The organism is Aquincola agrisoli (genome assembly GCF_036621135.1).
Taxonomy (GTDB): domain Bacteria; phylum Pseudomonadota; class Gammaproteobacteria; order Burkholderiales; family Burkholderiaceae_C; genus Aquincola; species Aquincola agrisoli.
The window spans coordinates 250,326-275,961 of sequence record NZ_JAZIBG010000028.1 but is presented as its reverse complement, the minus strand read 5'-3'; the positions used below and the strand labels follow the sequence as shown (position 1 = coordinate 275,961).

Here is a 25,636-nt window from a genome sequence, read left to right as displayed (position 1 = left end):
GCCTGCAGTGTAAGACCCACCACCTGCGTCAAGCCCAAGCCAGGGGGCCTCTCTGCGGGCTGCAATGCAAAAGGGCCGCATCGCTGCGGCCCTCTTGGCTTTGGTTTTGGTCGGGGTGAGAGGATTCGAACCTCCGGCCTCTACGTCCCGAACGTAGCGCTCTACCAGGCTAAGCTACACCCCGATGACTGTTGACCGCCTAAAAAGATCGGTCAGCAGACTGAACGCATAAGTCTAACAGGGCTTCACGGAATGCGCTAGTGGGGAGCGCTTCAAGACATGCGCGTGCCTTGTCCGCTTCCTTGCGGGCGGCTTCCCGGGTCACATCGAGCGCGCCCGTGCGCCGGACGATGGCGACGATGTCGTCTAGCCGCTGCACCTCGCCTTGCTCGATGGCGTGGCGGATCAGCTGGCGTTCATCGTCGGTGCCGCGCTCCATGGCCACCAGGAGCGGCAGCGTGGGTTTGCCTTCCCGAAGGTCGTCGCCCACGTTCTTGCCCAGTTCGGCCGTGGCGCCCTGGTAGTCCAGCAGGTCGTCGACGAGCTGGAAGGCGGTCCCCAGGAAGCGGCCGTAGTCGGCGCAGCGCTCTTCCACCTCGCGCGGCGCATCGGCGAGCACCGCGCCCAGGCGTGCGCTGGCTTCGAACAGCTTGGCCGTCTTGTAGCGGATCACGCGCAGGTAATCGTCCACCGCCAGGTCGGGGTCGTGCATGTTCATCAGCTGCAAGACCTCGCCTTCGGCGATCACGTTGGTCGCGTCGGCCAGCACCTCGAGCACGCGCATGCGGTTGACCGAGACCATCAGCTGGAACGCGCGCGAATAGAGGAAATCGCCGACCAGCACGCTTGCGGCGTTGCCGAACACCGCATTGGCCGTCTGCCGGCCGCGGCGCAGCGACGACTCGTCGACGACGTCGTCGTGCAGCAGCGTGGAGGTGTGGATGAACTCCACCGTCGCGGCCAGCGTGAGCCGTTGCGGCCCGGTGAAGCCCAGTGCGTTGGCGAACAGCAGCACCAGTCGCGGCCGGATGCGCTTGCCGCCGGCACTGATGATGTACTGCGAGATCTGGTTGATCAGGACCACATCGGACCGCAGCTGCTCCGTGATGACCTCGTCCAGGGCCTGCATCTCCTTGGCCATCAGGGCGGCAGCGAGCGGCGGTTGAGAGGCGGAGGGGGTCACGGCAAAGGAACGGTGTCGATGGATGAGCCTGCGATTATAGGAACACCGGGTCTTGCAATCAGGGTTGCAGCGCTGCTGACTTGTCCGCTCCACGGCTTCCGCTATAATGCTCGGTTCCGTGCGTGCTGGCTCAGAGGGTTGGCGTGGAGCACGGTACGTTTGAAAGGTCTCACATGTACGCGGTCATAAAAACCGGTGGCAAGCAATACAAGGTTGCTGCCGGCGAGAAGATCAAGGTAGAACAGATTGCTGCGGACGTTGGCCAGGAAATCGTGATCGACCAAGTGCTCGCCGTCGGCAACGGCGCGGAGCTCACGGTCGGCACGCCCCTGGTTGCCGGCGCCAGCGTGAAAGCCACCGTCGTGGCGCAAGGCAAGCACGACAAGGTGCGCATCTTCAAGATGCGTCGCCGCAAGCACTATCAGAAGCACGGTGGTCATCGCCAGACCTACACCGAGCTCGAGATCGGTGCCGTGACGGTCTGATCCGTCGTCGTCAACTCAGGAGCATTTGAACCATGGCACAGAAAAAAGGCGGCGGTTCCACACGGAACGGCCGCGACTCCAAACCGAAGATGCTGGGCGTGAAGGCCTTTGGCGGCCAAGCCGTTTCGGCAGGCTCGATCATCGTGCGCCAGCGCGGTACCAAGTTCCATCCCGGCACGAACGTCGGCATCGGCAAGGACCACACGCTGTTTGCGCTGGTCGACGGCCAGGTGTCTTTCAGCACCAAGGGCTCGCTGAATCGCCAGACGGTTTTTGTCACGCCCGTGTGATGTGTTTCGGGGCTGCGTCGGCAGCCTCGCATGCAGTGAAGCCCCGGCTTGCCGGGGCTTTTTGCTTCTAAGATCGACTGACCATGAAGTTCGTAGACGAAGCCACCATCGACGCAGCGGCCGGCAACGGCGGCGCCGGCTGTGCGAGCTTTAGGCGCGAGAAGTTCATTCCGTTCGGCGGCCCGAACGGCGGCGACGGCGGCCGGGGCGGAAGCGTCTACGCGGTCGCCGATCGCAACCTCAATACGCTGATCGACTATCGCTATGCGCGACGGCACGAGGCCAAGAACGGCGAGGCGGGGCGCGGCTCCGACCAGTTCGGTGCCGCCGCCGAGGACATCGTCCTGCGCATGCCGGTGGGCACGATCATCACGGACCTCGAGACGAACGAGGTCATCGCGGAACTGCTGGTGCCCGGGGAGCCCGTGCTGATCTGCAAGGGCGGCGACGGCGGCTTCGGCAACCTGCACTTCAAGAGCAGCACCAACCGCGCGCCGAGGCAGAAGACGCCGGGCTGGCCCGGCGAGCAGAAGAAGCTCAAGCTCGAACTGCGCGTGCTGGCCGATGTCGGCCTGCTGGGCATGCCGAACGCCGGCAAGAGCACGCTGATCGCGGCCATCTCCAATGCCCGGCCGAAGATCGCGGACTATCCCTTCACGACGCTGCATCCCAACCTCGGCGTGGTGCGCGTCGCGCCGGAGAAGAGCTTCGTCGTCGCCGACGTGCCGGGGCTGATCGAAGGCGCGGCGGATGGCGCTGGCCTCGGCCACCGGTTTCTGCGCCACCTGCAGCGCACGCGCCTGTTGCTGCACCTCGTCGACATGGCGCCGTTCGACGACGCGGTCGATCCGGTGGCCCAGGCCAAGGGCATCGTGGCGGAACTCAAGCGCTACGACGAGGAACTGCACGACAAGCCGCGCTGGCTGGTGTTGAACAAGCTCGACATGGTGCCGGCGGACGAGCGGGCCGCGCGTGTCAAGGACTTCGTCAAGCGCATGCGCTGGAAGGGCCCCGTCTTCGAGATTTCGGCGCTCACGCGCGAAGGCCTGGAGCCGCTGATCCATTCCGTCTATGAGCACGTGGCGGCGCTCAACAACGCGCCGATCCCGGATCCCGATCCGCGCTTCGACACGCCTGGCACCGACCATGAATGACGTGCTGAAGACCGCCCGGCGCATCGTCGTCAAGGTCGGATCGAGCCTGGTCACCAACGAGGGGCGGGGCGTCGACGCCGACGCCATCAGCAACTGGTGCCGGCAACTGGCCGCACTGGCGGACGATGACCGCGAGGTGGTGATGGTGTCGAGCGGCGCGATCGCCGAGGGCATGAAGCGGCTCGGTTGGCGCACCCGGCCGAAGGAACTGCACGAACTGCAGGCCGCGGCGGCAGTCGGTCAGATGGGCTTGGCGCAGATGTACGAGAGCAAGCTCTCGGAGCGCGGCATGGGCAGTGCGCAGGTCCTGCTCACGCATGCCGATCTCGCCGACCGCGAGCGGTACCTCAACGCACGGTCCACGCTGCTGACGCTGCTCGCACTGAAGGTCATCCCCGTCATCAACGAGAACGACACCGTCGTCAACGACGAGATCAAGTTCGGCGACAACGACACCCTCGGGGCGCTGGTCGCCAACCTGATCGAGGCGGATGCGCTGGTGATCCTCACCGACCAGCGCGGCCTCTACACGGCCGATCCGCGCAGCCAGCCGGACGCCCGCTTCGTCGATGTCGCCGAAGCCGGCGACCCGGAGCTCGAGCGCATGGCGGGCGGGGCAGGCTCGAGCATCGGCCGGGGCGGCATGATCACCAAGATCCTCGCCGCCAAGCGCGCCGCGCGCAGCGGGGCCAGCACGGTGATCGCCTGGGGCCGCGAGCCCGACGTGCTGCTGCGGCTGGCCGACGGAGAGCCGATCGGCACGCTGCTCGTCGCGCGCACCGCGAAGCGGGCAGCCCGCAAGCAATGGATGGCCGATCACCTCCAACTCCGCGGCGCCGTCATGGTCGACGAGGGCGCGGCGCGGGCGCTCCTGGGCGAAGGCAAGAGCCTCCTGCCGATCGGCATGCACGAGGTGCAGGGCGAGTTCCATCGAGGTGACGTGATCGCCATCCGCGCGCTCGACGGCCGCGAGATCGCACGGGGCCTGGCCAACTATTCCAGCGCCGAGGCGCGGCTCATCGCACGCAAGCCGTCATCGCAGATCGAGGTGCTCCTCGGGTTCACCAACGAGCCCGAGATGGTCCACCGCACGAACCTCGTGCTCACCTGACGGGCGCCGCCGCGCGGCGCCTCACTCCGGCGCGGTGTGCTTCGGATCGTCTGGCGGCAAGGCGGCGCGTGTGCCGTCGTCGTTGCGATGGGGCCGCATGCCTGAGCGCAGATAGCGGTTGTGGTGGTTCGGCCGCGGCAGGAAGCGGGCCAGCTCGGTCAGGGCCATCTGGTAGACGTCGCGCTTGAATTCGATCACCACGTCGAGCGGCACCCAGTATTCGTTCCAGCGCCAGGCGTCGAACTCTGGATGGTCCGTCGCCCGCAGGTTCATGTCGCTGTCGCGGCCGATGAGCCGCAGCAGGAACCAGATCTGCTTCTGTCCTCGGTAGTGGCCCCGGGCATCGCGGCGGATGAAGTGCTCCGGCACTTCGTAGCGCAGCCAGTCGCGCGTGCGCGCCAGTATCCGCACTTGCTCAGGGAACAGCCCCACTTCTTCATGGAGTTCCCGGAACATGGCCTGCTCGGGCGTCTCGCCGTGCTTGATGCCGCCCTGGGGGAATTGCCAGGAATGCGTGCGAAGGCGCTTGCCCCAGAACACCTGGTTCCGGGCGTTGAGCAGGATGATGCCGACGTTCGGCCTGAAGCCTTCACGGTCGAGCATAATCAAACCTCAAATCTATAAGTTGAAATCATTATTGCACCGGGCCGGTGCGGCGTGCGAAGTCTCGCTTTCCCGCATCCCTGCGCCACGGTGCCGGCAGCGCGCCACGCGTTCGCCCATGACGGATCCAGACCTCCCATGAAAGCCAGCCAGTTCTTCATTTCGACGCTGAAAGAAGCGCCTGCCGATGCGGAAATCGTCAGCCACAAGCTGATGCTGCGCGCCGGCTTCATCAAGCGCCTGGGCGCCGGCATCTACAACTACATGCCCATGGGGCTGCGGGTCATCCGCAAGGTCGAGCACATCATCCGCGAGGAGATGAACCGGGCGGGTGCCGTCGAGCTGCTGATGCCGGTGGTGCAGCCGGCGGAGCTGTGGCAGGAGACGGGCCGCTTCGACAAGATGGGCCCCGAACTGCTGCGCGTCAAGGACCGCCATGAGCGCGACTTCATCATCCAGCCGACCAGCGAGGAGGTCATCACCGACATCGCCCGGCAGGAGCTGCGCAGCTACAAGCAGTTGCCGAAGAACTTCTATCACATCCAGACGAAGTTCCGTGACGAGCGCCGGCCGCGCTTCGGCGTGATGCGGGGACGCGAGTTCACGATGAAGGATGCGTATTCCTTCGACCGCGACGTGGCCGCTGCAGGCAAGAGCTACGACGCGATGTACGCCGCCTACTGCGCCATCTTCGATCGCCTCGGCCTGCAGTACCGTGCCGTGGCCGCCGACACCGGTGCGATCGGCGGCGACCGCTCGCACGAGTTCCAGGTCATCGCCGAGACGGGCGAGGATGCGATCGTCTACTGCCCCACCAGCAGCTACGCGGCCAACATCGAGCTCGCCGAGAGCGTGGCCCTGCTGCCCCAGCGCGCGGCCGCAGCCCAGGCGCTCGAGAAGACGCCGACGCCCGGCAAGAGCACCTGCGAAGATGTCGCCGAACTGCTGGGCCTGCCGCTGGCGCGGACGGTCAAGTCGCTGGTGCTGGCCACCGACGAGTGCAACGAGCAGGGCGACATCGTCAAGGCGACGGTGTGGCTGCTGCTGGTGCGCGGGGACCACGCCCTGAACGAAGTCAAGGCCGGCAAGCTCGACGGGCTGAAGGCCGGCTACCGCTTCGCGACCGCCGCCGAGATCGATGACCACTTCGGCTGCAAGCCGGGCTACCTGGGCCCGATCGGGCTGAAGAAGCCGGTGAAGGTCATCGCCGACCGCACCGTCGCGAACATGAGCGACTTCGTCTGCGGCGCCAACGACGCGGACTTCCACTTCACCGGCGTCAACTGGGGCCGCGACCTGCCCGAGCCCGACTTGGTCGCCGACATCCGCAACGCCGTGGCGGGCGACCCGTCGCCCGATGGCCAGGGCGTGCTGGCGATCCAGCGCGGCATCGAGGTCGGCCATGTGTTCTACCTCGGCACCAAGTATTCGAAGGCGATGAACGCCACCTACCTCGACGAGTCCGGCAAGCCGCAGTTGATGGAGATGGGCTGCTACGGCATCGGGGTCACGCGCATCCTGGGCGCCGCGATCGAGCAGAACCACGACGAACGCGGCATCGTCTGGCCCGACAGCATCGCGCCCTTCACCGTGGTGGTCTGCCCGATCGGCTACGACCGCAATGCCGAGGTCAAGGCGGCCGCCGACACGCTGCATGACCGGTTGGCCGCACTCGGCATCGACGTGCTGCTCGACGATCGCGGCGAGCGTCCGGGCGCCATGTTCGCCGACTGGGAACTGATCGGCGTGCCGCACCGCCTGGTGCTCTCCGACCGTGGCCTGAAGGAGGGCCAGGTCGAGTACCAGGGCCGGCGCGATGCGGCTGCCACCAAGGTGGCATGGGCCGACGCGGTGGCGCACCTGCAGAACCGCCTGTCGCCGGGCTCCTGATGTCGGCAGCGTGATCCCTCTGTCGCCGCGCCGCGAGCCGCTGCTGGATGCATTGCGGGCGCTGGCGATGGTGGGTGTGCTCGTGGTCAACGCCTTGTCGTATCCCGTCGCACCGTGGGGAGCGCCGCTCGGCGAACTCGATCCCCCCGGCATCGCCACCTTCGGCGCCCATGCGTTGGCAGCCTTGCTGCTGCACGGCAAGGCGTACCCGTTGCTGGCCTTCCTTTTCGGAGCGGGCCTGGTGCTGGCCGTGCGGCGGCGAGGGGCGCCGTCCGACGGGCGCGCGCGCCTGCGCCGGCTGCTGCTGCTGGGGGTCCTGCACGGGGCCCTGGTCTACTGCGGCGACATCCTCACGATGTACGCGGTCTGCGGCTTCACGGTGCTGGCGCATGCGGGAGATCGGCCCACGGCGCTGTACCGCCGGTGGATCGCGGCCTGCGCCTGGGCGGCCGGCGCGGTGCTGCTCAGCCTGCTGCTGGCGGTCTATGCGGGGCCGAGCGGCGTCGCGGATCCGTCCGATGGCTTCGGCGCGGTGACCTCGTGGGTCGAACAGGCATGGCTCAACGTCACGGCCTATGCCACGCTGCAGGTGGCGGCGCTGGTCCTCTTCCTGCCCGTGCTGCGCGCGGCGATGCTGGCGGGCATGCTGGCGGCCCGGCTGCGGCTGCTCACGCACCGCCGCTGGCGGCCTTCGTGGCAGCGCTGGTCCTGGCGCCTGCTGCCTGCTGGCCTGCTGCTCAACTCGGTCTATGCGCTGGGCATGACGGATGCGATGGCCCAGCGCGACCCCGCCGTATCCCTGTGGCTCGCACTGGCACCGGCGGTGGGATGGTCGCTGACCGTGCCGCTCGTCGGCCTGGCCGTTCTGCATGCGGGCCGCTGGGCTTCGCTGCTGGCACCGCTCGGCCGGCGCACCTTGAGCCTCTACCTGCTGCACTCGATGCTGTGCGTGGCGCTCTTCAGCGGCGCGGGCGCCGGCTGGCCCTTGTCCATCCTCGGAGGCTGGGCCTGGTCGCTGGGCATGTGGCTGGCTGCTTGGGGGCTGTCGGCCTGGGCCGAGTCGCGTGGCTGGCGAGGCCCTTTCGAACCATGGCTCGTGCATCGATGAGTCTCACCCGTCGGCGGTGGCTCGCCCTTCAGGCCGGTGCGGCCTTGTTGCCCATGGCGGCGAGGCCGGCGTGGGCAGGAGCCCAGGTGGAGGAGCCGCTGGCCAACGCGGTGCGCTCCGCGCTTTCAGCGGCGATCGCGAGCGATGCGCCGCCCAAGCCGGTGTTTGCCTCTCTGGAGGCGCGCCTGGCCTACGCACGGTGGCTGGACATGATGAGCGGCCGGTTGCAGCGCATCAAGACCGAACGCCTCACCCGGACGGAGTTCCTCGAGACGGTCTGGTACGAAAGCACCCGTGCCGGCCTGGAGCCAGCGCTCGTGCTGGGGCTGGTGCAGGTGGAGAGCGGCTTCCGCAAATACGCCATCAGTTCCGCGGGGGCCCGCGGCTACATGCAGGTGATGCCGTTCTGGTCACGCCTGATCGGCGACGGCGATCCCAGCCGGCTGTTCCACATGCAGACCAACTTGCGCTTCGGCTGCGTGATCCTGCGCCACTACCTCGCCATCGAGCGCGGCGACCTGTTCCTGGCGCTGGGCCGCTACAACGGCAGCCGGGGCCGCGCGGAATATCCCAACGCGGTGTTCGCGGCCCGGCGGCGCTGGCAGCCTCTACCGCCTGCGCCGGCCTGAGCCGACCGGGGCGCCGCTCAGAGGCCTTGCCACTCGCGCGGCCGGGCGGCGTCCAGCCCCAGCAGCGCCAGCGCCCGTTCCACGGTGTCGTCCACCAACTCGTCGATGCTCGCCGGCCGGTGGTAGAAGGCGGGCAGCGGGGGATAGACGATCGCACCCATCTCCGTCGCCGCCGTCATGTTGCGCAGATGCGCGAGGTTGAAGGGCGTCTCGCGCACCATCAGCAGCAGCCTCCGCCTTTCCTTCAAGGTGACGTCTGCGGCGCGGGTGAGCAGGTTGTCGCCGAAGCCATGGGCGATGGCGGCCAGCGACTTCATCGAGCAGGGTGCCACCGCCATCGCCGCCGTATCGAAGCTGCCGCTGGCGATGCAGGCGCCGACGTCGCCCGGCGCATGGGCATGGCTGGCAAGCGCTTCGAGCGACGCGCGGTCGAGCCCGAGTTCGTGGTGCACGTTCAACACCCCGGCGGGTGTGACGACGAGGTGCGTCTCGATCCCCAACGTGCGGGCCCGCTGAAGCAGCCGCACGCCGTAAACGGCGCCGCTCGCACCGGTGATGCCGACGACGAGCCGCGGCATGCGGACGCCGTCGGCCGGCGTGGCCATCAGGCCGTCAGCGCCTGCTGCAGTTCGCCGCTCTGGTACATCTCCATCATGATGTCCGATCCGCCGACGAACTCGCCGTTGACGTAGAGCTGCGGGATGGTCGGCCAGTTGGCGTATTCCTTGATCCCCTGGCGCACGTCTTCATCTTCCAGGACATTGAAGGTGGTGAGGTCGGACACGCCGCAGGCCTTCAGGATCTGGATCGCGCGGCCGGAAAAGCCGCACATCGGGAACTGCGCGGTCCCCTTCATGAAGAGCACCACGCGGTGGCCCTTCACGAGGCTGTCGATGCGTTGCTGAACGTCGCTCATGGTATGTATCCGGGTTGCAGGAAATGTCTCGAACCCGCGGTTATACGGCATGCCGGCGGCTCACGCGCGCCGCGGCCGCCATACCCCTGCCCGACGCGCCGCGGCCGCCGTCAGAACGAGTACGACACGCCCAGTTGCAGCACCGGCGTGAGGCGGATGTCGCGTGCGAGGTCATCGATCGTGGTCGCGTTCGATCTCCCCACACGCAGGCCGCCACCCAGCGCCATCAGGCCCACGTCGGCCGTGAAGCCCCAGCCGCCCCGGACCGACAGGCCCGTGTAGCCCACCCCCACGTAGGGCACCGTGCCGCCTGATTCGGCGGACGGGTCGGCCCAGGAGCGCGTCACCGACAGGCCCTCGGCCGAGGGCAGCGCGGCCGCGCTCAGCGCGGCGCTGCGGCTGCCGAGCAGCAGGCCGCTGGTGGCGCGGAATCCGCCGGCGATGCGCTGGGCGTCGAAGCCGGTGCCGGCGAAGTAGTAGTCGCCCAGCACCTGCGCGCTGTGCAGCCTGGGGAGCGCGGCGGCGAGCGACAGATCGCTGCGCGCCGCCGGGCCGACCACGCCGATGCGGGTGTGCCAGCGGGGCCAGGCGTCTGCCGCGTCGTCGACGCGCAGCCCCTGGTCGGCACCGGCTCCGAGGGCCGCCAGCATCAGCAGTGGCCCGAAGCCCTGGCGGAGATGGATGGTCATCGGCATCGCGTGCTCCTTTCCTCGCCTGCGCAGAAGGTGCGGTCGATGCTACGCCGGCTGCATGCCGCGTGTACACCGATCAAGGGGGCGATGCGGGGTTGTTTTTGGCGATTCAGGCGCGCCCGGGCCAGCGGCCGCCGCTGCAGCGCAGGTGCCCGGCCAGGTCGTGCCGGCCTTGGATGTCGACGAAGCCGGCGGCCGCCAGGAGCGCCTGCACGGCGGCCGCCTGATCGTGGCCGTGCTCCAGCAGCAGCCAGGCGTCGGCGCGCAAGCGGGGTGGCGCGCCAGCAACGATCCTGCGGATGGCATCGAGGCCGTCGCCTTCCGGGGTCAAGGCCATGCGGGGCTCGTGGCGCAGCGCAGGCAGGTGCGGATCGTCGCCGGCGATGTAAGGTGGATTGCTCAGGGCCAGGTCGAGCAGCGGCGGGGCGAACCCCTCCCACCAATCCGCCTGCAGGAACACCACCTCCAGGCCCAGCCGTTCCGCGTTGCGCCGGGCCACCGCCAGCGCGCCCGGACTGGCGTCCAGCGCGCGCACCTGCGCCGCCGCGCAGCCGTGCTTGATGGCCAGCGCGATCGCGCCGCTGCCCGTGCCGAGGTCGGCCACCTGTGCCCGGTCGGCGCCCGCGGGCCGGGCGGCCAGGCGCTCGAGCGCCCAGTCCACCAGCGTTTCGGTGTCGGGGCGCGGGTCGAGCACGTCCGGGGTGACCTCGAGCAGCAGCCCGTGGAACTCGTGCTGCCCCGTCAGGTAGGCCAGCGGCATGCCCTCGGCGCGCAGGCGGCAGTCGCCGGCGTAGGCCGCGTCGAGCACGGGCGGCAGCAAGTCGTCGCCGTGGGTGAGGAGCCAGGTGCGCGGCTGCCGCAGGTGAAACGCCAGCAGCAGCTGGGCGTCGAGGCGGCCGAGTCCTGCCGCCCGGGCATCCGCGAGTGCACGCGCGACGGTGCGCGGCGCGGCGGCCGCCGGCGGTTCAGCCGCCATGAACGCCGCTCTCCAGCGCGGCGAGCTGCTCGGCCGCACGTGCGGCCTGCAGCGCAGCGATGACATCGTCGAGGTCGCCGTCCATCACCGCGCCGAGCTTGTAGAGCGTCAGGTTGATGCGGTGGTCGGTCAGCCGGCCCTGCGGGAAGTTGTAAGTGCGGATGCGGTCGGAGCGGTCGCCGCTGCCCACCAGGCTCTTGCGCGTGGCGGCCTCCTTCGCGGCGCGCTCGTTGCGGTCCTTGTCGCGCAGCCGCGCCACCAGCACCGACATCGCCTTGGCCTTGTTGCGGTGCTGCGAGCGGTCGTCCTGGCATTCGGCCACGATGCCGGTGGGCAGGTGGGTGATGCGGATCGCGCTGTCGGTCTTGTTGATGTGCTGGCCGCCGGCGCCGCTGGCGCGGAAGGTGTCGATGCGCAGGTCGGCCGGGTTGAGCTGGACCTCTTCGGCTTCGTCGGGCTCGGCCATCACCGCCACCGTGCAGGCGCTGGTGTGGATGCGGCCCTGGCTCTCCGTCACCGGCACCCGCTGGACGCGGTGGCCGCCCGACTCGAACTTCAGCCGCTCGTACACCCGCTCGCCCTCGACGCGGATCACCACTTCCTTGTAGCCGCCGAGTTCCGATTCGCTCTCGCTCATCAGCTCGGTGCGCAGGCCCTGGCGCTCGCACCAGCGCAGGTACATGCGCGCCAGGTCGCCGGCGAACAGCGCCGACTCGTCGCCACCCGTGCCGGCCCGGATTTCGAGGAACGCGTTGCGCTCGTCGTCGGGGTCGCGCGGCAGCAGGGCGGTCTGCAGTTCGGTCAGCAGCCGTTCGAGGTCGGCCTCGGCGCCGCCGATCTCCTCGCGTGCCATGTCGGCCATCTCGGGGTCGTCGAGCATCTCGCGCGCGGCGGCGAGGTCGCGCTCGCGCTGTTCGTACTGGCGGAAGCGGTCGACCACGCCGGCCACCTCGGCCTGTTCGCGCGAGAGCGCCCGGTAGCGCTTCATGTCCGACGCCACCTGCGGATCGGCCAGGCTGGCATCGAGCTCGGCCAGCCGCATCACCAGGCGTTCGAGAGAGTGGCGGAGGGTGTCTTTCATGGGCGGGCGAAGTGGGCACGGGGCGCCGCGCGCGACGGCGGCAGGACAACGGGGGCGGGAGAAAGGCCGTCGGGGGCAGGGCGGCCCGGCCGGCGTCGCTTGCAGCGCCGCTAACGCGAGGGCCCGCCCGGCGTGCGTGCGCTGTGGCGCAGGAACAGGCGCGAAATGGTCTGCGCGGTCTGGTCCCGCTGGGCCTGGTCGGCGGCGTGCAGCTCCGCCAGCGCGCCGTGCAGCATCTTCTGCGTGAGGCCGCGCGACAGCGCCTCCAGCACCGCCTCGACGTCGTCGCCACGTGCCAGCAGCTTGCGCGCGCGCGCCAGCTCGGCCGCGCGCCAGTCGTCGGCCTGCCGGTTGAGGGCCTGGATCAGCGGCACGCTGGCGCGCTGGTCGAGCCAGTGGGCGAAGCTTTGCACGCCGGCATCGATGATCACTTCGGCCTGCTGCACCGCGGCCTGGCGGCGCTCGCCGGCCGTCTGCACCAGCGTCGACAGGTCGTCGACGGTGTAGAGGTAGACGTCGTCCAGGCGCGCGACCTCGGGTTCGATGTCGCGCGGCACGGCCAGGTCGACCATGAACATCGGGCGGTGGCGGCGCAGCTTCAACGCCCGCTCCACCGCGCCGAGGCCAATGATCGGCAGCGAACTGGCGGTGCAGGAGATCACCGCGTCGTACTCGTGCAGGCACTGCGGCAGGTCGGCCAGCCGCAGCGCCTGCGCGCCGAAGCGCGAGGCCAGCTTCTCGCCACGCTCCAGCGTGCGGTTGGCCAGTGCCATGCCCTTCGGGTTGCGGGCCGCGAAGTGCGTGGCGACCAGTTCGATCATTTCACCGGCGCCGACGAACAGCACGCGGATGTCGCCCAGGTCTTCGAACAGCTGCGCTGCCAGCCGGACGGCGGCGGCGGCCATGCTGATCGAGTGGGCGCCGATCTCGGTGGAAGTGCGCACCTCCTTGGCGACCGAGAACGAGCGCTGGAAGAGCTGGTGCAGCGTGGTGCCCAGCGTGCCGGCCGCATCGGCCTCGCGCACGGCCTGCTTCATCTGGCCGAGGATCTGCGGCTCGCCGAGCACCATCGAGTCGAGGCCCGACGCCACGCGGAAGGCATGCCGGGCGGCGGCACGGTTTTCCTGGACGTAGGTGTGCGACATCAGCTCGCCACCGCTCACCCCGCCCTGGGCGGCGAGCCATTCGATGGCCGGGCGCACCAGCTCCGGCGTGCCGGCCGGGTCGGCCGCGACGTACAACTCGGTGCGGTTGCAGGTGGAGAGCAGGGCGGCTTCGGCCCCGCTGCGCTGCACGCGCTCGCGGAATCCGCGCAGCGCGGGCGGCAGCTGCTCCGGCGCGAACGCAAAACGGCCCCGCAGGTCCAGCGGGGCGGTCGTGTGGTTCAGGCCGAGGGCAAACACGCTCATAAGCTCGAATTATAAAATTCCGCGCCCTCACAAGCGCAGATCCAGGTTGATCGCCCCGATAGTTCAACCGCACCGGCTTTGCGCTGCATCAAACCTTCGCTCCATGGATCTTCTCGACGCGCTCTGGCACGTGCTGAACCTGTTCGCGCCCGCACTGGGCGTGGGCGTGATCTCCGCGGCCGCGGCCAAGCTGCTGTGGCGGCGCGAGCTGGCCGGCGTGCGCTTCACCCGGCTGGCCGGGTGGGCCTTTGCCGCGGGGGCGCTGGTGCTGCTCGGCGGGCTGGTGCTGCTGGGCCAGGACGGCCGCATGGCCACCTACGGCGCCATGGTGCTGGCCTGCGCGCTGGCGTTGTGGTGCGCCGGCTTTCTGCGCCGGCGCTGACGACGGGCGCCGCTGCGGGCCTGGCGGCGGCGCTCAGGCCGCCAACGGCGCCTCGCTGGTCACCACCTCGGCGCGCAGCGAGTGCGGATAGGCCTCGGTGATCGTCACGTCGATCATCTGCCCCGCCAGCCGCGCCGGCCCGGCGAAGTTGACGATGCGGTTGCACTCGGTGCGGCCCATCAGCTCGCTGGCGTCGCGGCGCGAGGGCCCTTCGACCAGGATGCGCTGCACGGTGCCGACGCGGCTGGCGCTGATGCGGCGCACGTTGGCCTCCAGCGCGGCCTGCAGCTGCTGCAGGCGCTTGAGCTTCACCTCATGGGGCGTGTCGTCGTGCAGCGCGGCCGCCGGCGTGCCGGGGCGGGCGCTGAAGATGAAGCTGAACGACGCGTCGTAGCCGATGTCTTCCACCAGCTTCATCGTCTTCGCGTGGTCCTCGTCGGTCTCGCCGGGGAAGCCGACGATGAAATCGGTCGACAGGCTGATGTCGGGCCGGATCGCGCGCAGCTTGCGGATCGTGCTCTTGTATTCGAGGACCGTGTAGCCGCGCTTCATCGCACCCAGGATGCGGTCGCTGCCGTGCTGTACGGGCAGGTGCAGGTGGTTCACGAGCTGCGGCACGCGGGCGTAGACGTCGACCAGCCGCTGGGTGAACTCGTTCGGGTGGCTGGTGGTGTAGCGGATGCGCTCGATGCCCGGGATCTCGGCCACCACCTCGATCAGCATCGCGAAGTCGGCCACCTCGGCCGTGTCGCCCATCGTGCCGCGGTAGGCGTTGACGTTCTGGCCCAGCAGCGTCACCTCCTTCACGCCCTGCGCGGCCAGTTCGGCCACCTCGGTCAGCACGTCGTCGAACGGGCGGCTGACTTCCTCGCCCCGGGTGTAGGGCACGACGCAGTACGAGCAGTACTTGGAGCAGCCCTCCATGATCGAGACGAACGCAGTGGCGCCTTCGACGCGCGCCGGCGGCAGGTGGTCGAACTTCTCGATCTCGGGGAAGCTGATGTCGACCTGCGGGCGGCGCTCGCGCGTGCGCGCCTCGATCATCTGCGGCAGGCGGTGCAGCGTCTGCGGCCCGAACACCATGTCGACGTAGGGCGCGCGCTCGATGATGGCCGCGCCTTCCTGGCTGGCCACGCAGCCGCCTACGCCGATCAACACGCCCTTGCTCTTCAGGTGCTTCACCCGGCCGAGGTCGCTGAACACCTTCTCCTGCGCCTTCTCGCGGATGGAGCAGGTGTTGAAGAGGATCAGGTCGGCCTGCTCCACGTCCTGCGTGGGCTCGTAGCCCTCGGCGGCGCGCAGCACGTCGGCCATCTTGTCGGAGTCATATTCGTTCATCTGGCACCCGAAGGTGCGGATGAACACTTTCTTCTTGTGGTCGGCGGCGGGCGTGTCGCTCATGGCTTGGTCCAGGTTTGCGCGTCGTAGTTGAAGGACCAGGTGCCGGCTTCCTTCAGGTTGACCGGCCAGGGCCGTTTGGCGCGCTCTTCGGCGGTGAGGATCCACACGTCCTTCACGTAGCCCATCGGGTCGAGCGTGTAGTGCACGACGTACTTGGGGCCGACGAGGCTGCCCGAGAGCTGGATCATGTTGTCCTGCCCGCGGATGCGCGAGCCGGGCGCGAGCATCGCGGCACGGCCGTTCAACAGTGCTTGCGGCGGCTGCACGATCTGCAGCTCGCCGCGCAGGGCGTTGCCGGGGAAGTTGCGCGGCACTTGGCCGAACGCGGACGACATGACGGCCGCGGCCAGGAGGCCGGCGGCAACGACACAGCGGGGCATGGTGTAGATCCAGGGGCTGTGCTGGCGCGGCGGGAGTGCTGCGCCATGCGGGAAGTGCGGAATTATCGCAGCACGGTCAGACCGCCATGCCGCCCGAGACCTCGATCACCGCGCCGTTGACGTAGCTGGCCTCGTCGCTCGCCAGGAACGCGTAGACGTTGGCGATCTCCTCCGGCCTGCCGAGGCGGTGCAGCGGCACCTGCTCGCGCATGTGGTCGAGCACCTTCTCGGGAATGGTCGAGAGGATCGGCGTCTCGACGAAGCCCGGCGCCACCGCGTTCACGCGCACGCCCTTCGGGCCCAGCTCGCGGCTCCAGGTCTTGGTGAAGCCGATCACGCCGAACTTGCTGGCGGCGTAGTTGGTCTGGCCAAAGTTGCCGTAGATGCCCACCACCGACGAGGCGTTCAGGATCACGCCGGCGCCCTGCGCCGCCATCGTGTCGGCCACGGCCTGCGAGCAATGGAACACGCCGCGCAGGTTCACGTCGATCACGGCGTCGAACTGCTCGATCGACATCTTCACCAGCCGTGCGTCCTTCGTGATGCCGGCGTTGTTCACCAGCACGTCGATGCGGCCATGCCGGGCTTTCACCGCGGCCACCATCGCATCGACCTGCACGCGGTCGGTCACGTTCAGCACGAAGCCTTCGGCACGGCCGCCGGCCTCGATGCACTGGGTCACTGCTGCGTCGATGGCCGCGGCCTTCAGGTCGCAGACGATCACGGTCGCGCCCTCGCGCGCGAACTTGACGGCGGTGGCCAGGCCGATGCCCTGCGCGGCGCCGGTCACGATGCAGATCTTGTCTCTGAGTCTCATGGTGTTCTGGGGTCAGGTCAGCTTCAGGAAATCGAGCACGAACGGCAGGTGCTCGTCGAAATCGGAGATCGCGTGGTCGCCGCCTTCCAGCAGGCGGATCGTGGCGCCGGGGTAGCGGCCGGTCATCTCGCGCCAGTCGAGCACCTCGTCGCCCTTGCAGATCACGGCCGCGTAGCGCCCGGGCCGCGTGATCGCGGGCACGGCGAGGGCGCGCAGCTCATCGACGAATTCGGCTCGGAAGTAGAAACGCTCGGCCGGATCGTGGAAGGCGGTCTGCTCGCCGATGTACTGGGCCAGGTCGCGCGCCGGATCGACGGCGGGGTTGAGCAGCACGGCCGGGCAGCCGGTGCGTTCGGCCACCGCGGTGGCGTAGAAGCCGCCCAGCGAGCTGCCCACCACCGCCATGCGGCCCTCGGGCCAGCCGGCGATGCCGCACGCCACCTGCGCCATCGCCTCCTGCGGCGAAGGCGGCAGCTGCGGGCACCACCAGTGCACCGCCGGCCGGTGCGCCCGCATCCATGCGGCGACCCGCCGTGCCTTGAACGACTGCGGGGAGGAACGGAAACCGTGCAGGTACAGCAGGTGGGTGGGCGGGGCGGTCGGGGAACGGTCCATGGCGGCACGAGTCTATCGGCCGCCGGCGCCAGACCCCCGGGCGTGGGAACATCGGCCATCGGCACCCCCGCCGCCGCCCCCCGGGGCGCCGGCGTGCAACCTTTTTGCGTCGAAAGCTGACATGCGTTCTTGCGTCCTTCCCCTCCGTGTCACTGCCGCCGCCGCGGCCTTGATGGTGCTTTCGGGCTGCGCTGCGCTGCGTCCCGCTGCCTCGCCCTCTGCCGTGGCAGGCACGGCCCCTGCGCCCGCGGCCGCCGCCGGCGGCGCACCCGCCCCTGCCGCGTCGGGTGCGGCACCCACCGGGCCGGCGGCCGCCGCCCGCCCCGATCCCACGGCGCCGCGCCCCTTCGCCGACGTGGTCCGCGACGCCAAGCAGGATGATGGTTTCTTCCCTGTCTGGCGCAAGGACGAGAAGGTCTGGCTGGAGATTCCCGCCGACCGCTTCGGCAAGCCCTTCCTGCTGACCGCCAACGTCAGCCAGTCGGTCGGCGAGCGCGGGCTCTATGCCGGGCAGATGGCGGGCAACTGGATGGTCGAGTTGCGGCGCATCGGCAACACGGTGCAGCTGGTCGCCAAGAACACCGACTACGTCGCCTCCGGCGACCCGGCGCTCGCACGCACCGTGCGCCAGGGCTTCTCCGACAGCCTGCTCGGGGCGACGCCGGTGGCCAGCGCCGAGCATCCGCAGCGCAAGTCGGTGCTGGTGGACGCCGCCTTCCTGATGTCGGACCTGCTCGGCTACTCCACCTACCTGGAGATGGCCTACCGGCTGCCGTACGGCCTGGACCGCGGGAACTCGTTCTTCGACGCTGCGCGGGCCGACTCGCGGGTGACGGTGCTCAACGTCAACCTGCACTACGCCACGCCGCGCATCCCGGCGCCGCCGCTGGTGCGGCCCCCCACCGCCGTGCCCACGCCGCCCAGCACGACGCCCGACCCGCGCAGCCTCTTCGTCGGCATCGTCTACAGCCTGCAGCAGCTGCCGGATCAGCCGATGGCGCCCCGCGCCGCCGATCCGCGCCTGGGGCACTTCACCGACGCCTACACCGATTTCGGCAACGAGATGAAGCCGAACCTGCGCGTGCACCACGTGGCGCGCTGGCGGCTCGAGAAGAAGGACCCGCAGGCCGTGCTGTCCGAGCCGGCCGTGCCCATCACCTACTGGCTCGACCGCAACATCCCGCAGCGCTACCGCGCGTCGGTCGAGGCCGGTGTGCTCGAGTGGAACAAGGCCTTCGAGCGCATCGGCTTCAAGGATGCGATCGTCGTGAAGCAACAGCCCGACGACGCCGCCTTCGACACGCTCGACAGCGCCCATGCGTCGATCCGCTGGTTCGTCGGCGCCGACGTCGGCTTCGCGCGCGGGCCGAGCGTGCGCGATCCGCGCACCGGCGAGATCCTCGACGCCGACATCGCGATGAGCGACGTGTTCGCCCGCGGCGCGCGCCGCGTCCTCACCGAAGACCTGGGCGCACGCCCCGCGGCGCTGCAGGGCCTCGCGTCCGCGTTCGGGCACCGGCACACGGAGCGGTGCACCTTCGCGCACGAGGCGGCCGACGAGGCGGCCTTCGCGTTCGACCTGCTGGAAGCCCGCGACGACCTGCCGCCCGGCAGCCCCGAGGCGGAGGCGGTGGTGCAGGCCTACGTGAAGGAAGTCGTCATGCACGAGGTCGGCCACACGCTGGGCCTCAAGCACAACTTCAAGGGCTCGACCACCGTGAGCGCGGCACAGCTGCAGGACAAGGGCTACACCGCCGCCAACGGCATCGGCAACTCGGTGATGGACTACACGCCGTTCAACATCGCGCTGGCCGGTGAACGGCAGGGCAACTTCGTCGCCGCCACGCTCGGCGCCTACGACTACTGGGCGATCGAGTACGCATACAAACCGTTCGAGCGCGCGCAGGAGCCCGTCGAACTCGGCCGCATCGCCGCACGCAGCACCGAGCCCGCGCTGGCCTACGCCGACGACGCCGATGCCGATGGCAACCGCGGCGGCGGCATCGACCCGTACACCAACCGCTTCGACCTGGGCGACGACCCGCTGGCCTGGTACCGCAAGCGCTTCGCGCTGTCGCGGGAACTGTGGGAGCGTGTGCAGGCGCGGGGCGCGCGGCCGGGCGACGATCCGCTGCGCGAGCGCCGGGTGCTGGCCAGTGGTTTCCGGCAGCTGCGCGACCTGCCGCAGCTCACGGCCAAGTACGTCGGCGGCATGGTGGTGCACCGCGACCTGCCGGGCACCACGGGCCGGCCCACCTACCGGCCGGTGGAGCCCGAGCGCCAGCGCGAGGCCCTGCGCTTCCTGGCCGACAGCGTTTTCAGCATCGACAGCTTCCGCTTCCGACCCGAGTTCCTCGCCGGCCTGAGCCCCGACTTCAACGAGTGGGAGCGGGCCCAGCCGGTCAGCATCCCGTCGCTCGTGCTGGGGCTGCAGACGCAGGCGCTCGACCGGCTGATGGCTGCCGGCACCGCGCAGCGCGTGCTTGACCTGCCGGCGTACCTGCCCACCTACCAGCGGGCCGGCGCGCTCACGCTCAACGAGGTCTACATGACGCTGCAATCCGCCATCTGGCGCGAGCTCAAGCAGGGCGGCGAGATCGACGGCATGCGCCGCAACCTGCAGCGTGAGCACCTCAAGCGCGTGCAGGCGCTGCTGACACGGCCCAGCGACCTGCCGGCCGACGCGCTGAGCCTCGTGCGCATGCACGCCACCGAGCTGCAGGCGCAGCTGCGCGGCGCCGGGGCGCGCACGGGCCTGACGCCCGAGACCCGCGCCCACCTGCAGGAGAGTGCGTCGACGCTGACCGAGGCGCTGCGCGCGACGATGGTCAGGAGTTAGGGCCGGCCGGCTTCTGCAGTGCGACCAGCAGCCTGGCGTGCACGCCGCCGAAGCCGCCGTTGCTCATGCACAGCACGTGGTCGCCCGGCCTGGCGGCGCGCACCACGGCGGTGACGAGGGCATCGATGCTGTCGTGCACCGAGGCCTGCGCGCCCATGGGCGCCAGCGCCTCGCGGGCATCCCAGCCCAGGCCGCCGCCGTGGCAGAAGGACAGGTCGGCCTCTTCCAGAGACCACGGCAGCTGGGCCTTCATCGTGCCCAGCTTCATCGTGTTGGAGCGCGGCTCGAACACCGCCAGGATGCGCGCCAGCCCCACCTTGCGCCGCAGGCCGTTGACGGTGGTGCGGATCGCGGTCGGGTGGTGCGCGAAGTCGTCATAGACCTTCACCCCGCCGGCCTCGCCACGCAGTTCCAGCCGGCGGCGCACGTTCTCGAAGCTGCCCAGGGCCCGGGCCGCGATCTCCGGGTCCACGCCCACGTGCTCGGCCGCGGCGATCGCCGCCAGTGCGTTGAGCTGGTTGTGTTCCCCCAACAGCGCCCATTCGACGCGGCCGATCTTCAGGCTGCCGCGCAGCACGTCGAAGGCATGCGGCTCGCCGCGGGCCCGCAGCGCACCGGTTTCCTCGCGCGGCGGGCCGAAGCGCACCACCTCGCTCCAGCAGCCCTGTTCGAGCACCCGCTGCAGCGTGGCTTCCCGCGCATTCACGACCAATCGGCCGCTCGCCGGCACGGTGCGCACGAGGTGGTGGAACTGGCGTTCGATGTCCTCGATGCGGTCGAAGATGTCGGCGTGGTCGAACTCCAGGTTGTTCAGCACCGCGGTGCGCGGGCGGTAATGCACGAACTTGCTGCGCTTGTCGAAAAACGCGGTGTCGTATTCGTCGGCCTCGATCACGAACGGCCTGCCCACGCCCAGCCGGGCGGACACCCCGAAGTTCTGCGGCACGCCCCCGACGAGAAAGCCCGGCTGCAGCCCGGCGTGCTCGAGGATCCACGCGAGCATCGACGTGGTGGTGGTCTTGCCGTGCGTGCCGGCCACCGCCAGCACGTGGCGGCCCTGGAGCACGTGCTCGGCCAGCCATTGGGGGCCGCTCGTGTAGGGCAGGCCGGCGTCGAGGATCGCCTCCATCAGCGCGTTGCCGCGGCTGACCACGTTGCCGACCACGAAGAGGTCAGGCTTCAAGGCGAGCTGGCCGGCATCGAAGCCCTCGATCAGGTCGATGCCGAGCGCGCGCAGCTGGTCGCTCATCGGCGGGTAGACGTTGGCATCGCAGCCGGTGACGCGGTGACCCGCCTCGCGCGCCAGCGCGGCGAGGCCGCCCATGAACGTGCCGCAGATGCCGAGGATGTGGATATGCATGGAAAAGATTCTAGGAGCGGGTGGCAGGCGCTAAGGTACGGCCATGGGGCGAGGATGGACCTGGATCGCCGAGCATGCCTGGCTGTATCCCGCGCTGGAGGCGGTGCACATCGCCGGCATCGCGCTGCTGGTCGGCAGCCTGATGCTGCTGGAGCTGCGCATCTGGGGCTGGGGCGCCGCGGTGCCCGTGCGCCCGCTCGCGCGGCTGGCGTTGCCGGTCACGCTCGGCGGCTTCGCGATCGTTGCTGCCAGCGGGCTGCTGATGTTCGCCAGCCAGCCCGCCGAACTGCTGGCCCACCGGCTCTTCCTGTGGAAGCTGGGGCTGGTCGGCCTCGCCGGGGTGAACGCGGTGCTCTTCCATGCCCGCGGCGGCCTGTCGAAGCTCGATGTGCTCGCCCGGGCGCAGACCGCGCTCTCGGTGGGGCTTTGGCTTGCGGTGATCATCTGCGGCCGTTGGCTGGCGTATTGAACTGAACGACGGAGGTTGTCATGCGACGCAGAACGGTTCTCGCAATCGGCGTGCCCGCCGCGCTGGCGATGGTGCGCGGCGCCTGGGCGCACCACGGCTGGAGCGGCTTCGACCAGCAGCGCCCGCTGTACCTCGAGGGCAAGGCGGCCAAGGTCGCCTGGCGCAATCCGCATGCCGAGCTGACGCTGGAACGCGCGGGCGATCTGCGCCTGCCCGCCGACCTCGCGCAGCGTGCGCTGCCGGCCCAGTCCGCGCCGGTGGAGGGCCCGGCGCTGCTGGCCGCCGCGCGCTTGCCCACCCGCACCGACAAGCTGTGGACGGTCGAGCTGGCGCCGCTGACGCGGCTGGAGGCCTGGAAGATGGCCCCCATCGCCGTGGGTACGCCGCTGGCGGTGCTCGGGTTCGCGGCGCCGGGCGAAAAGGGCGAGCCGGTGCTGCGTGCCGAGTACGTCTGGGTGGCCGGCCAGGTGTATGGCCTGCGCTCTTCGCCCGCCTGACGGCCGCACCGCGGCGCGGCTGCCATCGGCGGTGCCTTTAGGCGCCGGGTGACGGCGCGCCCTGGACCAGATCGAGGCGGAAGGCCGCGACGGCCGCCGACAGCCTTTCCGCCTGCTCGCGCAGGCTGCTCGAGGCCGCGGCCGACTGCTCCACCAGCGCCGAGTTCTGCTGCGTCATCTGGTCGAGCTGCGCCACCGACTCGTTGACGCTGCCGATGCCCGACGACTGCTCGCTGGCGGCGGCGCTGATCTCCGAGATGACGCTGTTGACGTGGCGCACGCTGGCGACGATCTGCTCCATCGCGGTGCCCGCGTCGCCCACCAGCTGGGCGCCGGTCTCCACCTTGCCGCCTGACAGCGCGATCAGCGTCTTGATCTCGCCCGCGGCCTGCGCGCTGCGCTTGGCGAGGCTGCGCACCTCGCTGGCCACCACCGCGAAGCCGCGGCCTTGCTCGCCGGCGCGGGCCGCCTCGACCGCGGCGTTCAGCGCGAGGATGTTGGTCTGGAACGCGATGCCGTCGATCAGGCCGATGATGTCCGTGATCTTGCGCGAGGCGGCGTTGATCTCGTTCATGTTGTCGACCACCTGGGCGACGATGTCGCCGCCGCGCTGCGCGGCCTCGGCGGCGTTGTCGACCAGCGAGCGCGCCTGCATCGCGGCGCCGGCCGTCTGGCCCACCGTGCCCGTGAGCTGCTCCATCGCGCTGGCTGTCTGCTGGAGGTTCGACGCGGTGTGCTCGGTGCGCGCGCTGAGGTCCTGGTTGCCCGCCGCAATCTCGCTCGAGGCCGTGGTGATCGAGTCGGTCGCGAGGCGGATCACGCCGACCGTGTCGCTCAGCCGACGGGCCATCGCGGCGAGCGCGGCGCTCACCGATTGAGCGTGGGCCCCCGGCGCCGGCGTCGAGATCTCGGACGACAAGTCGCCGTCGGCGATGCGCCGCATGGCGTGGCCGAGGTGCTCGGGTTCGTCGCCCAGGTCGCGCCAGACCGACGCCACGATCAGCTTGGACGCGATGCCCAGCGAGGCCAGTGCCGCCAGGCAGGTCGCCAGCACGACCAGCAGGTTGCGCTGCACGCCTTCGGCCATGATGTTCTGCGCCTCGGCCACCGCGGCCTGCGCCGCCTCCTTGCTGGTGGCGAGCTGGGTGTCCAGCACCTCCATGGTCGCCTGCATGTGCGTCAGCTGGCCCGTGACGTCACCCTTGTAGAGCATGGTGCGGGTGACGTCCAGCGCTGCCATCTGGTAGGCGGAGACGTTCCTGCGCAGCGCGATCACCAGCTCGGCCTGCCCCTCGATGCGGCCGAGCGCGTCCACGGCCTCCAGTGTGGCGTTGGCGAGCTCCTCGGTGTCCTTCAGGCGGGTGTCGTCGCCTTCTGCGGCCGCAGCCTGCAGCGTCCTGCGGAAGTTGTCGATGGCGCGTTCGACCTTCTCCACCGCCTCCTGCAGCGGATAGTCCTGCGTTCGCAGGCGTTCCAGTGTCGCGGACGTGTGCGCGCCCACGGCATAGCTGATGGCGCAGCCGATCAGGAAAACGGCGGCTGCGCTGATGGGCAGCACCCAGATCTTGGTTCTCAACTTCATACCTTGTCCTGGTGTTGGGGGCGCGGGGGTGCCGGGCGACGGCATCGCGGCCGCCCGGCTCGTCCTGCAGGCGCCGTCAGTCGATGTCGGCGATGACCTTGACGCTGCCGTCGACAGCGGATTTCTCGATGTAGCCGACCGCCTTCGGGTCGGCGGCGACGGCCTTCTTCACGGCCGCCGCGTCGGGCAGCTCCTTGGGCGGCTGGCCCTTGCCGGTGAAGGCGAGGCGCGACCAGGTCGACTTGACCTGCGCGAGATCGCGGCCCGTCGCCTTCTTGTAGAACTCGGCGCGGATCGCGGCGGTGTCGGCCTGGTCCAGCGGGGTCAGGCTCTGGTTCTTGCCCAGGAAGATGTCGGCGACTTGTTCCTTGCTCAGCGCGGCGCTGCCGGGGTGGCCGATCACCACGATGTCGGCGGCGAGCGCGCCGGTGCTCCAGGCGGCCAGCGTCAGCGCGGCCAGTCGTGCGTAGGTCTTGATCATCCGGGCCTCCGTCAGAACACGAAGTCGACGGCGATGCCGTAGACGTTCACTTCGGGCCGCTTGGCGAGGAAGCCGGGCGTGGCCTTGACGAACGCGGCGGCGCTGTCGACGCGCTGCACCTGGGCCTTGATCGCGACGTTTTTCATCGCGTCCCAGCGCACGCCGACGGCATCGGTCGAGTCCTTCTGGCGTGTGCCGTACATCACGCCCTTGGGCGTGAAGCGCGAAACGGTCGCGTAGGGCATCCAGGCGCCGAACCGCCAGCCGCCGCTGAGGTACCAGCCGTCGCTCTCGAAGGGCTTGCCACCCCCCTGGCGGCGGACCGCGTACTCGGCCATCACAAGCGCCGTGCCGTTGTCGTACTGCAGGCCGAGGCCGGAGAACTGGTCATCGGTGGGCGGGATGCCCAGCCCCTTGAGCTCGGCGTCCGGGGCGACGGTGTGGCCGAGCCGCACCAGCCAGTTGCCCGACTCCAGCAGCAGGTTGAGCGAACGCAGCTTCGACATCTCGAGGGGGGCCTTCACGCCGCCCACGTGGATGTCGGTCTCGGTGCGGCCGATCGACAGCTGCAGGGTCGCGTTGACCGGCCCGAAGGCATTGCGGTATTGCAGCTGCCCGCCATCGAAGTAGCTCGGCGGATAGGAGCCATAAACCTCCTGGGGCGCTCGCAGCCAGTGCGATGCATACCCGACCGCGCGGGAATCCGAAATCATGAAGGTCGGCAGCACCATGCGCCCCAATTTCACCGAGAACCCCGCGGGAAGTTGCGCCTGGCCGTAGAGCCATTCGACGACGGGGCGGTCCGACATGCGGCGGCTGGTCAGTATCTGCCCGACTGCGCTGAAGGTCTCGTTGAATTTGACGTTGGCCTGCACGCCGAGTTTGCTGTCGACGCCGAAGTCCACCGAATCATCGGCGCCGCGCGGCTGCCTCGATTCGGTACGGAATTGCGCCTCGTCGTTGTCAGTGACCACTGCTCCCAGCGTGCCGAAGCCGCTGAGGGTGACATGCTCGCCCAGCTGGATGCCGGCGAACGCGGTCGGCGCGCCCAGGGCGAGAGGGAGTATTGCCGCGGCAATGGCGTGGGGTTTCATGATGGTTTTCTTACCTCAAACCGATTAATGATTGGAAACGCACCGGAGTGGCACGCAGCCCGTTATCGACGGACCATTAACGGTGCTGAACAGGCCAGAATGGCTGGCGGCGCTTTTCCTCCAATCACCCGATTTTTGTGATTGGGTTTATTGATTGGAAATGTGGCGCGGCAAAAGCGCCGAAGGGCGCCT

The 25,636-nt window shown here is 69.5% G+C and carries 27 protein-coding genes and 1 tRNA gene; 11 read left to right on the top strand and 17 right to left on the bottom strand.

Annotated features, from left to right (window positions below; translation table 11 throughout):
* Positions 1 to 107: 107 nt before the first annotated feature.
* Positions 108 to 184, bottom strand: a tRNA-Pro gene (locus V4F39_RS13000).
* A gap of 15 nt (positions 185 to 199) precedes the next feature.
* A complete protein-coding gene (ispB, locus tag V4F39_RS12995; protein WP_332290554.1) occupies positions 200 to 1,141 on the bottom strand; it encodes an octaprenyl diphosphate synthase in 942 nt (313 codons plus the stop codon).
* A 215-nt stretch (positions 1,142 to 1,356) separates the two neighbouring features.
* Here ispB and rplU point away from each other — a divergent pair, with 215 nt between their 5' ends.
* From rplU to proB, 4 genes are all read left to right on the top strand, one after another.
* Positions 1,357 to 1,668 (top strand): 50S ribosomal protein L21, encoded by a 312-nt coding sequence (gene rplU, locus V4F39_RS12990; protein ID WP_332289898.1) that lies wholly within the window; start codon positions 1,357 to 1,359, stop codon positions 1,666 to 1,668.
* A 32-nt stretch (positions 1,669 to 1,700) separates the two neighbouring features.
* Complete coding sequence (gene rpmA / locus V4F39_RS12985; RefSeq protein WP_332289897.1) at positions 1,701 to 1,958, top strand: 50S ribosomal protein L27; 258 nt, start codon at positions 1,701 to 1,703, stop codon at positions 1,956 to 1,958.
* Positions 1,959 to 2,041: 83 nt separating this feature from the next.
* On the top strand, positions 2,042 to 3,112 hold the full coding sequence (gene cgtA, locus V4F39_RS12980) for an Obg family GTPase CgtA (protein WP_332289896.1): 1,071 nt from the start codon (positions 2,042 to 2,044) through the stop codon (positions 3,110 to 3,112).
* Positions 3,105 to 4,223 (top strand): glutamate 5-kinase, encoded by a 1,119-nt coding sequence (proB, locus tag V4F39_RS12975; RefSeq protein ID WP_332289895.1) that lies wholly within the window; start codon positions 3,105 to 3,107, stop codon positions 4,221 to 4,223. The genes cgtA and proB overlap by 8 nt, the downstream gene beginning before the upstream one ends.
* A gap of 21 nt (positions 4,224 to 4,244) precedes the next feature.
* On the opposite strand, the gene V4F39_RS12970 is transcribed toward proB, so the two are convergent.
* Positions 4,245 to 4,826 (bottom strand): RNA pyrophosphohydrolase, encoded by a 582-nt coding sequence (locus V4F39_RS12970; RefSeq protein WP_332289893.1) that lies wholly within the window; start codon positions 4,824 to 4,826, stop codon positions 4,245 to 4,247.
* Between the two features lie 138 nt (positions 4,827 to 4,964).
* Between V4F39_RS12970 and V4F39_RS12965 the strand changes: the two genes are divergently transcribed.
* Genes V4F39_RS12965 through V4F39_RS12955 form a run of 3 tightly spaced genes read left to right on the top strand, consistent with a single transcriptional unit; the run spans position 4,965 to position 8,453 of the window.
* On the top strand, positions 4,965 to 6,716 hold the full coding sequence (locus V4F39_RS12965) for a proline--tRNA ligase (protein WP_332289892.1): 1,752 nt from the start codon (positions 4,965 to 4,967) through the stop codon (positions 6,714 to 6,716).
* A 10-nt stretch (positions 6,717 to 6,726) separates the two neighbouring features.
* Positions 6,727 to 7,824, top strand: a complete 1,098-nt coding sequence (locus tag V4F39_RS12960; protein ID WP_332289890.1) for a DUF418 domain-containing protein — start codon at positions 6,727 to 6,729, stop codon at positions 7,822 to 7,824.
* Complete coding sequence (locus V4F39_RS12955; RefSeq protein ID WP_332289889.1) at positions 7,821 to 8,453, top strand: lytic transglycosylase domain-containing protein; 633 nt, start codon at positions 7,821 to 7,823, stop codon at positions 8,451 to 8,453. The genes V4F39_RS12960 and V4F39_RS12955 overlap by 4 nt, the downstream gene beginning before the upstream one ends.
* Before the next feature lie 17 nt (positions 8,454 to 8,470).
* On the opposite strand, the gene V4F39_RS12950 is transcribed toward V4F39_RS12955, so the two are convergent.
* The 6 genes from V4F39_RS12950 to hemA form a co-directional block, all read right to left on the bottom strand.
* The gene (locus tag V4F39_RS12950; protein WP_332289887.1) at positions 8,471 to 9,058 is read right to left on the bottom strand and encodes a UbiX family flavin prenyltransferase; all 588 of its coding nucleotides are present in this window, start codon (positions 9,056 to 9,058) and stop codon (positions 8,471 to 8,473) included.
* Entirely contained in the window at positions 9,058 to 9,369 is a 312-nt protein-coding gene (gene grxD / locus V4F39_RS12945; protein ID WP_332289886.1) for a Grx4 family monothiol glutaredoxin, read from the bottom strand. Before grxD ends, V4F39_RS12950 begins: the two co-directional genes overlap by 1 nt.
* Positions 9,370 to 9,479: 110 nt before the next feature.
* Positions 9,480 to 10,064: a hypothetical protein gene (locus tag V4F39_RS12940; protein ID WP_332289885.1), complete on the bottom strand. Its 585-nt coding sequence runs from the start codon at positions 10,062 to 10,064 to the stop codon at positions 9,480 to 9,482.
* 106 nt (positions 10,065 to 10,170) lie between these two features.
* On the bottom strand, positions 10,171 to 11,037 hold the full coding sequence (prmC, locus tag V4F39_RS12935) for a peptide chain release factor N(5)-glutamine methyltransferase (RefSeq protein WP_332289883.1): 867 nt from the start codon (positions 11,035 to 11,037) through the stop codon (positions 10,171 to 10,173).
* Positions 11,027 to 12,118, bottom strand: a complete 1,092-nt coding sequence (prfA, locus tag V4F39_RS12930) for a peptide chain release factor 1 (RefSeq protein WP_332289882.1) — start codon at positions 12,116 to 12,118, stop codon at positions 11,027 to 11,029. The genes prmC and prfA overlap by 11 nt, the downstream gene beginning before the upstream one ends.
* 110 nt (positions 12,119 to 12,228) lie before the next feature.
* Positions 12,229 to 13,527 carry a glutamyl-tRNA reductase gene (hemA, locus tag V4F39_RS12925; protein ID WP_332289880.1) on the bottom strand — a complete coding sequence of 433 codons (1,299 nt, stop codon included), beginning with the start codon at positions 13,525 to 13,527 and terminating at the stop codon, positions 12,229 to 12,231.
* A gap of 103 nt (positions 13,528 to 13,630) precedes the next feature.
* Between hemA and V4F39_RS12920 the strand changes: the two genes are divergently transcribed.
* Positions 13,631 to 13,909 (top strand): hypothetical protein, encoded by a 279-nt coding sequence (locus V4F39_RS12920; RefSeq protein WP_332289878.1) that lies wholly within the window; start codon positions 13,631 to 13,633, stop codon positions 13,907 to 13,909.
* A 33-nt stretch (positions 13,910 to 13,942) separates the two neighbouring features.
* On the opposite strand, the gene miaB is transcribed toward V4F39_RS12920, so the two are convergent.
* The 4 genes from miaB to V4F39_RS12900 all read right to left on the bottom strand — a co-directional run bounded on the left by miaB (position 13,943) and on the right by V4F39_RS12900 (position 17,122).
* Positions 13,943 to 15,310 carry a tRNA (N6-isopentenyl adenosine(37)-C2)-methylthiotransferase MiaB gene (gene miaB, locus V4F39_RS12915; protein WP_332289877.1) on the bottom strand — a complete coding sequence of 456 codons (1,368 nt, stop codon included), beginning with the start codon at positions 15,308 to 15,310 and terminating at the stop codon, positions 13,943 to 13,945.
* The gene (locus V4F39_RS12910) at positions 15,307 to 15,690 is read right to left on the bottom strand and encodes a hypothetical protein (RefSeq protein ID WP_332289876.1); all 384 of its coding nucleotides are present in this window, start codon (positions 15,688 to 15,690) and stop codon (positions 15,307 to 15,309) included. Before V4F39_RS12910 ends, miaB begins: the two co-directional genes overlap by 4 nt.
* Positions 15,691 to 15,766: 76 nt before the next feature.
* On the bottom strand, positions 15,767 to 16,507 hold the full coding sequence (gene fabG / locus V4F39_RS12905) for a 3-oxoacyl-[acyl-carrier-protein] reductase (protein WP_332289875.1): 741 nt from the start codon (positions 16,505 to 16,507) through the stop codon (positions 15,767 to 15,769).
* Positions 16,508 to 16,519: 12 nt separating this feature from the next.
* Entirely contained in the window at positions 16,520 to 17,122 is a 603-nt protein-coding gene (locus tag V4F39_RS12900) for a YqiA/YcfP family alpha/beta fold hydrolase (RefSeq protein WP_332289874.1), read from the bottom strand.
* A gap of 223 nt (positions 17,123 to 17,345) precedes the next feature.
* Here V4F39_RS12900 and V4F39_RS12895 point away from each other — a divergent pair, with 223 nt between their 5' ends.
* Positions 17,346 to 19,961: a zinc-dependent metalloprotease gene (locus V4F39_RS12895; RefSeq protein WP_332289873.1), complete on the top strand. Its 2,616-nt coding sequence runs from the start codon at positions 17,346 to 17,348 to the stop codon at positions 19,959 to 19,961.
* Here V4F39_RS12895 and mpl read toward each other — a convergent pair.
* The gene (gene mpl, locus V4F39_RS12890) at positions 19,951 to 21,321 is read right to left on the bottom strand and encodes a UDP-N-acetylmuramate:L-alanyl-gamma-D-glutamyl-meso-diaminopimelate ligase (RefSeq protein ID WP_332289872.1); all 1,371 of its coding nucleotides are present in this window, start codon (positions 21,319 to 21,321) and stop codon (positions 19,951 to 19,953) included. The genes V4F39_RS12895 and mpl overlap by 11 nt on opposite strands.
* A 43-nt stretch (positions 21,322 to 21,364) precedes the next feature.
* On the opposite strand from mpl, the gene V4F39_RS12885 reads away from it, so the two are divergent.
* Complete coding sequence (locus tag V4F39_RS12885; RefSeq protein ID WP_332289871.1) at positions 21,365 to 21,790, top strand: hypothetical protein; 426 nt, start codon at positions 21,365 to 21,367, stop codon at positions 21,788 to 21,790.
* 20 nt (positions 21,791 to 21,810) lie between these two features.
* A complete protein-coding gene (locus V4F39_RS12880; protein ID WP_332289870.1) occupies positions 21,811 to 22,287 on the top strand; it encodes a DUF6152 family protein in 477 nt (158 codons plus the stop codon).
* Positions 22,288 to 22,324: 37 nt separating this feature from the next.
* On the opposite strand, the gene V4F39_RS12875 is transcribed toward V4F39_RS12880, so the two are convergent.
* The 3 genes from V4F39_RS12875 to V4F39_RS12865 form a co-directional block, all read right to left on the bottom strand.
* Positions 22,325 to 23,869, bottom strand: a complete 1,545-nt coding sequence (locus tag V4F39_RS12875) for a methyl-accepting chemotaxis protein (RefSeq protein ID WP_332289869.1) — start codon at positions 23,867 to 23,869, stop codon at positions 22,325 to 22,327.
* A gap of 76 nt (positions 23,870 to 23,945) precedes the next feature.
* Positions 23,946 to 24,350, bottom strand: a complete 405-nt coding sequence (locus V4F39_RS12870) for a hypothetical protein (RefSeq protein ID WP_332289868.1) — start codon at positions 24,348 to 24,350, stop codon at positions 23,946 to 23,948.
* Between the two features lie 11 nt (positions 24,351 to 24,361).
* Positions 24,362 to 25,444: a porin gene (locus V4F39_RS12865; RefSeq protein WP_332289867.1), complete on the bottom strand. Its 1,083-nt coding sequence runs from the start codon at positions 25,442 to 25,444 to the stop codon at positions 24,362 to 24,364.
* Positions 25,445 to 25,636: the final 192 nt, after the last annotated feature.

Excerpts from the sequence above, each read along its gene's own strand:
- rpmA (WP_332289897.1), top strand. The coding sequence starts at position 1,701 with ATGGCACAGAAAAAAGGCGGCGGTTCCACACGGAACGGCCGCGACTCC.
- V4F39_RS12920 (WP_332289878.1), top strand. The coding sequence starts at position 13,631 with ATGGATCTTCTCGACGCGCTCTGGCACGTGCTGAACCTGTTCGCGCCC.
- V4F39_RS12865 (WP_332289867.1), bottom strand. The coding sequence starts at position 25,444 with ATGAAACCCCACGCCATTGCCGCGGCAATACTCCCTCTCGCCCTGGGC.
- prfA (WP_332289882.1), bottom strand. The coding sequence starts at position 12,118 with ATGAAAGACACCCTCCGCCACTCTCTCGAACGCCTGGTGATGCGGCTG.
- V4F39_RS12910 (WP_332289876.1), bottom strand. The coding sequence starts at position 15,690 with ATGCCCCGCTGTGTCGTTGCCGCCGGCCTCCTGGCCGCGGCCGTCATG.
- V4F39_RS12870 (WP_332289868.1), bottom strand. The coding sequence starts at position 24,350 with ATGATCAAGACCTACGCACGACTGGCCGCGCTGACGCTGGCCGCCTGG.
- miaB (WP_332289877.1), bottom strand. The coding sequence starts at position 15,310 with ATGAGCGACACGCCCGCCGCCGACCACAAGAAGAAAGTGTTCATCCGC.
- V4F39_RS12950 (WP_332289887.1), bottom strand. The coding sequence starts at position 9,058 with ATGGCCACGCCGGCCGACGGCGTCCGCATGCCGCGGCTCGTCGTCGGC.
- V4F39_RS12940 (WP_332289885.1), bottom strand. The coding sequence starts at position 10,064 with ATGCCGATGACCATCCATCTCCGCCAGGGCTTCGGGCCACTGCTGATG.
- ispB (WP_332290554.1), bottom strand. The coding sequence starts at position 1,141 with ATGGCCAAGGAGATGCAGGCCCTGGACGAGGTCATCACGGAGCAGCTG.
- mpl (WP_332289872.1), bottom strand. The coding sequence starts at position 21,321 with ATGCATATCCACATCCTCGGCATCTGCGGCACGTTCATGGGCGGCCTC.
- V4F39_RS12965 (WP_332289892.1), top strand. The coding sequence starts at position 4,965 with ATGAAAGCCAGCCAGTTCTTCATTTCGACGCTGAAAGAAGCGCCTGCC.
- V4F39_RS12880 (WP_332289870.1), top strand. The coding sequence starts at position 21,811 with ATGCGACGCAGAACGGTTCTCGCAATCGGCGTGCCCGCCGCGCTGGCG.
- grxD (WP_332289886.1), bottom strand. The coding sequence starts at position 9,369 with ATGAGCGACGTTCAGCAACGCATCGACAGCCTCGTGAAGGGCCACCGC.
- V4F39_RS12955 (WP_332289889.1), top strand. The coding sequence starts at position 7,821 with ATGAGTCTCACCCGTCGGCGGTGGCTCGCCCTTCAGGCCGGTGCGGCC.
- V4F39_RS12875 (WP_332289869.1), bottom strand. The coding sequence starts at position 23,869 with ATGAAGTTGAGAACCAAGATCTGGGTGCTGCCCATCAGCGCAGCCGCC.
- rplU (WP_332289898.1), top strand. The coding sequence starts at position 1,357 with ATGTACGCGGTCATAAAAACCGGTGGCAAGCAATACAAGGTTGCTGCC.
- proB (WP_332289895.1), top strand. The coding sequence starts at position 3,105 with ATGAATGACGTGCTGAAGACCGCCCGGCGCATCGTCGTCAAGGTCGGA.
- hemA (WP_332289880.1), bottom strand. The coding sequence starts at position 13,527 with ATGAGCGTGTTTGCCCTCGGCCTGAACCACACGACCGCCCCGCTGGAC.
- V4F39_RS12885 (WP_332289871.1), top strand. The coding sequence starts at position 21,365 with ATGGGGCGAGGATGGACCTGGATCGCCGAGCATGCCTGGCTGTATCCC.
- V4F39_RS12900 (WP_332289874.1), bottom strand. The coding sequence starts at position 17,122 with ATGGACCGTTCCCCGACCGCCCCGCCCACCCACCTGCTGTACCTGCAC.
- fabG (WP_332289875.1), bottom strand. The coding sequence starts at position 16,507 with ATGAGACTCAGAGACAAGATCTGCATCGTGACCGGCGCCGCGCAGGGC.
- V4F39_RS12970 (WP_332289893.1), bottom strand. The coding sequence starts at position 4,826 with ATGCTCGACCGTGAAGGCTTCAGGCCGAACGTCGGCATCATCCTGCTC.
- prmC (WP_332289883.1), bottom strand. The coding sequence starts at position 11,037 with ATGGCGGCTGAACCGCCGGCGGCCGCCGCGCCGCGCACCGTCGCGCGT.
- cgtA (WP_332289896.1), top strand. The coding sequence starts at position 2,042 with ATGAAGTTCGTAGACGAAGCCACCATCGACGCAGCGGCCGGCAACGGC.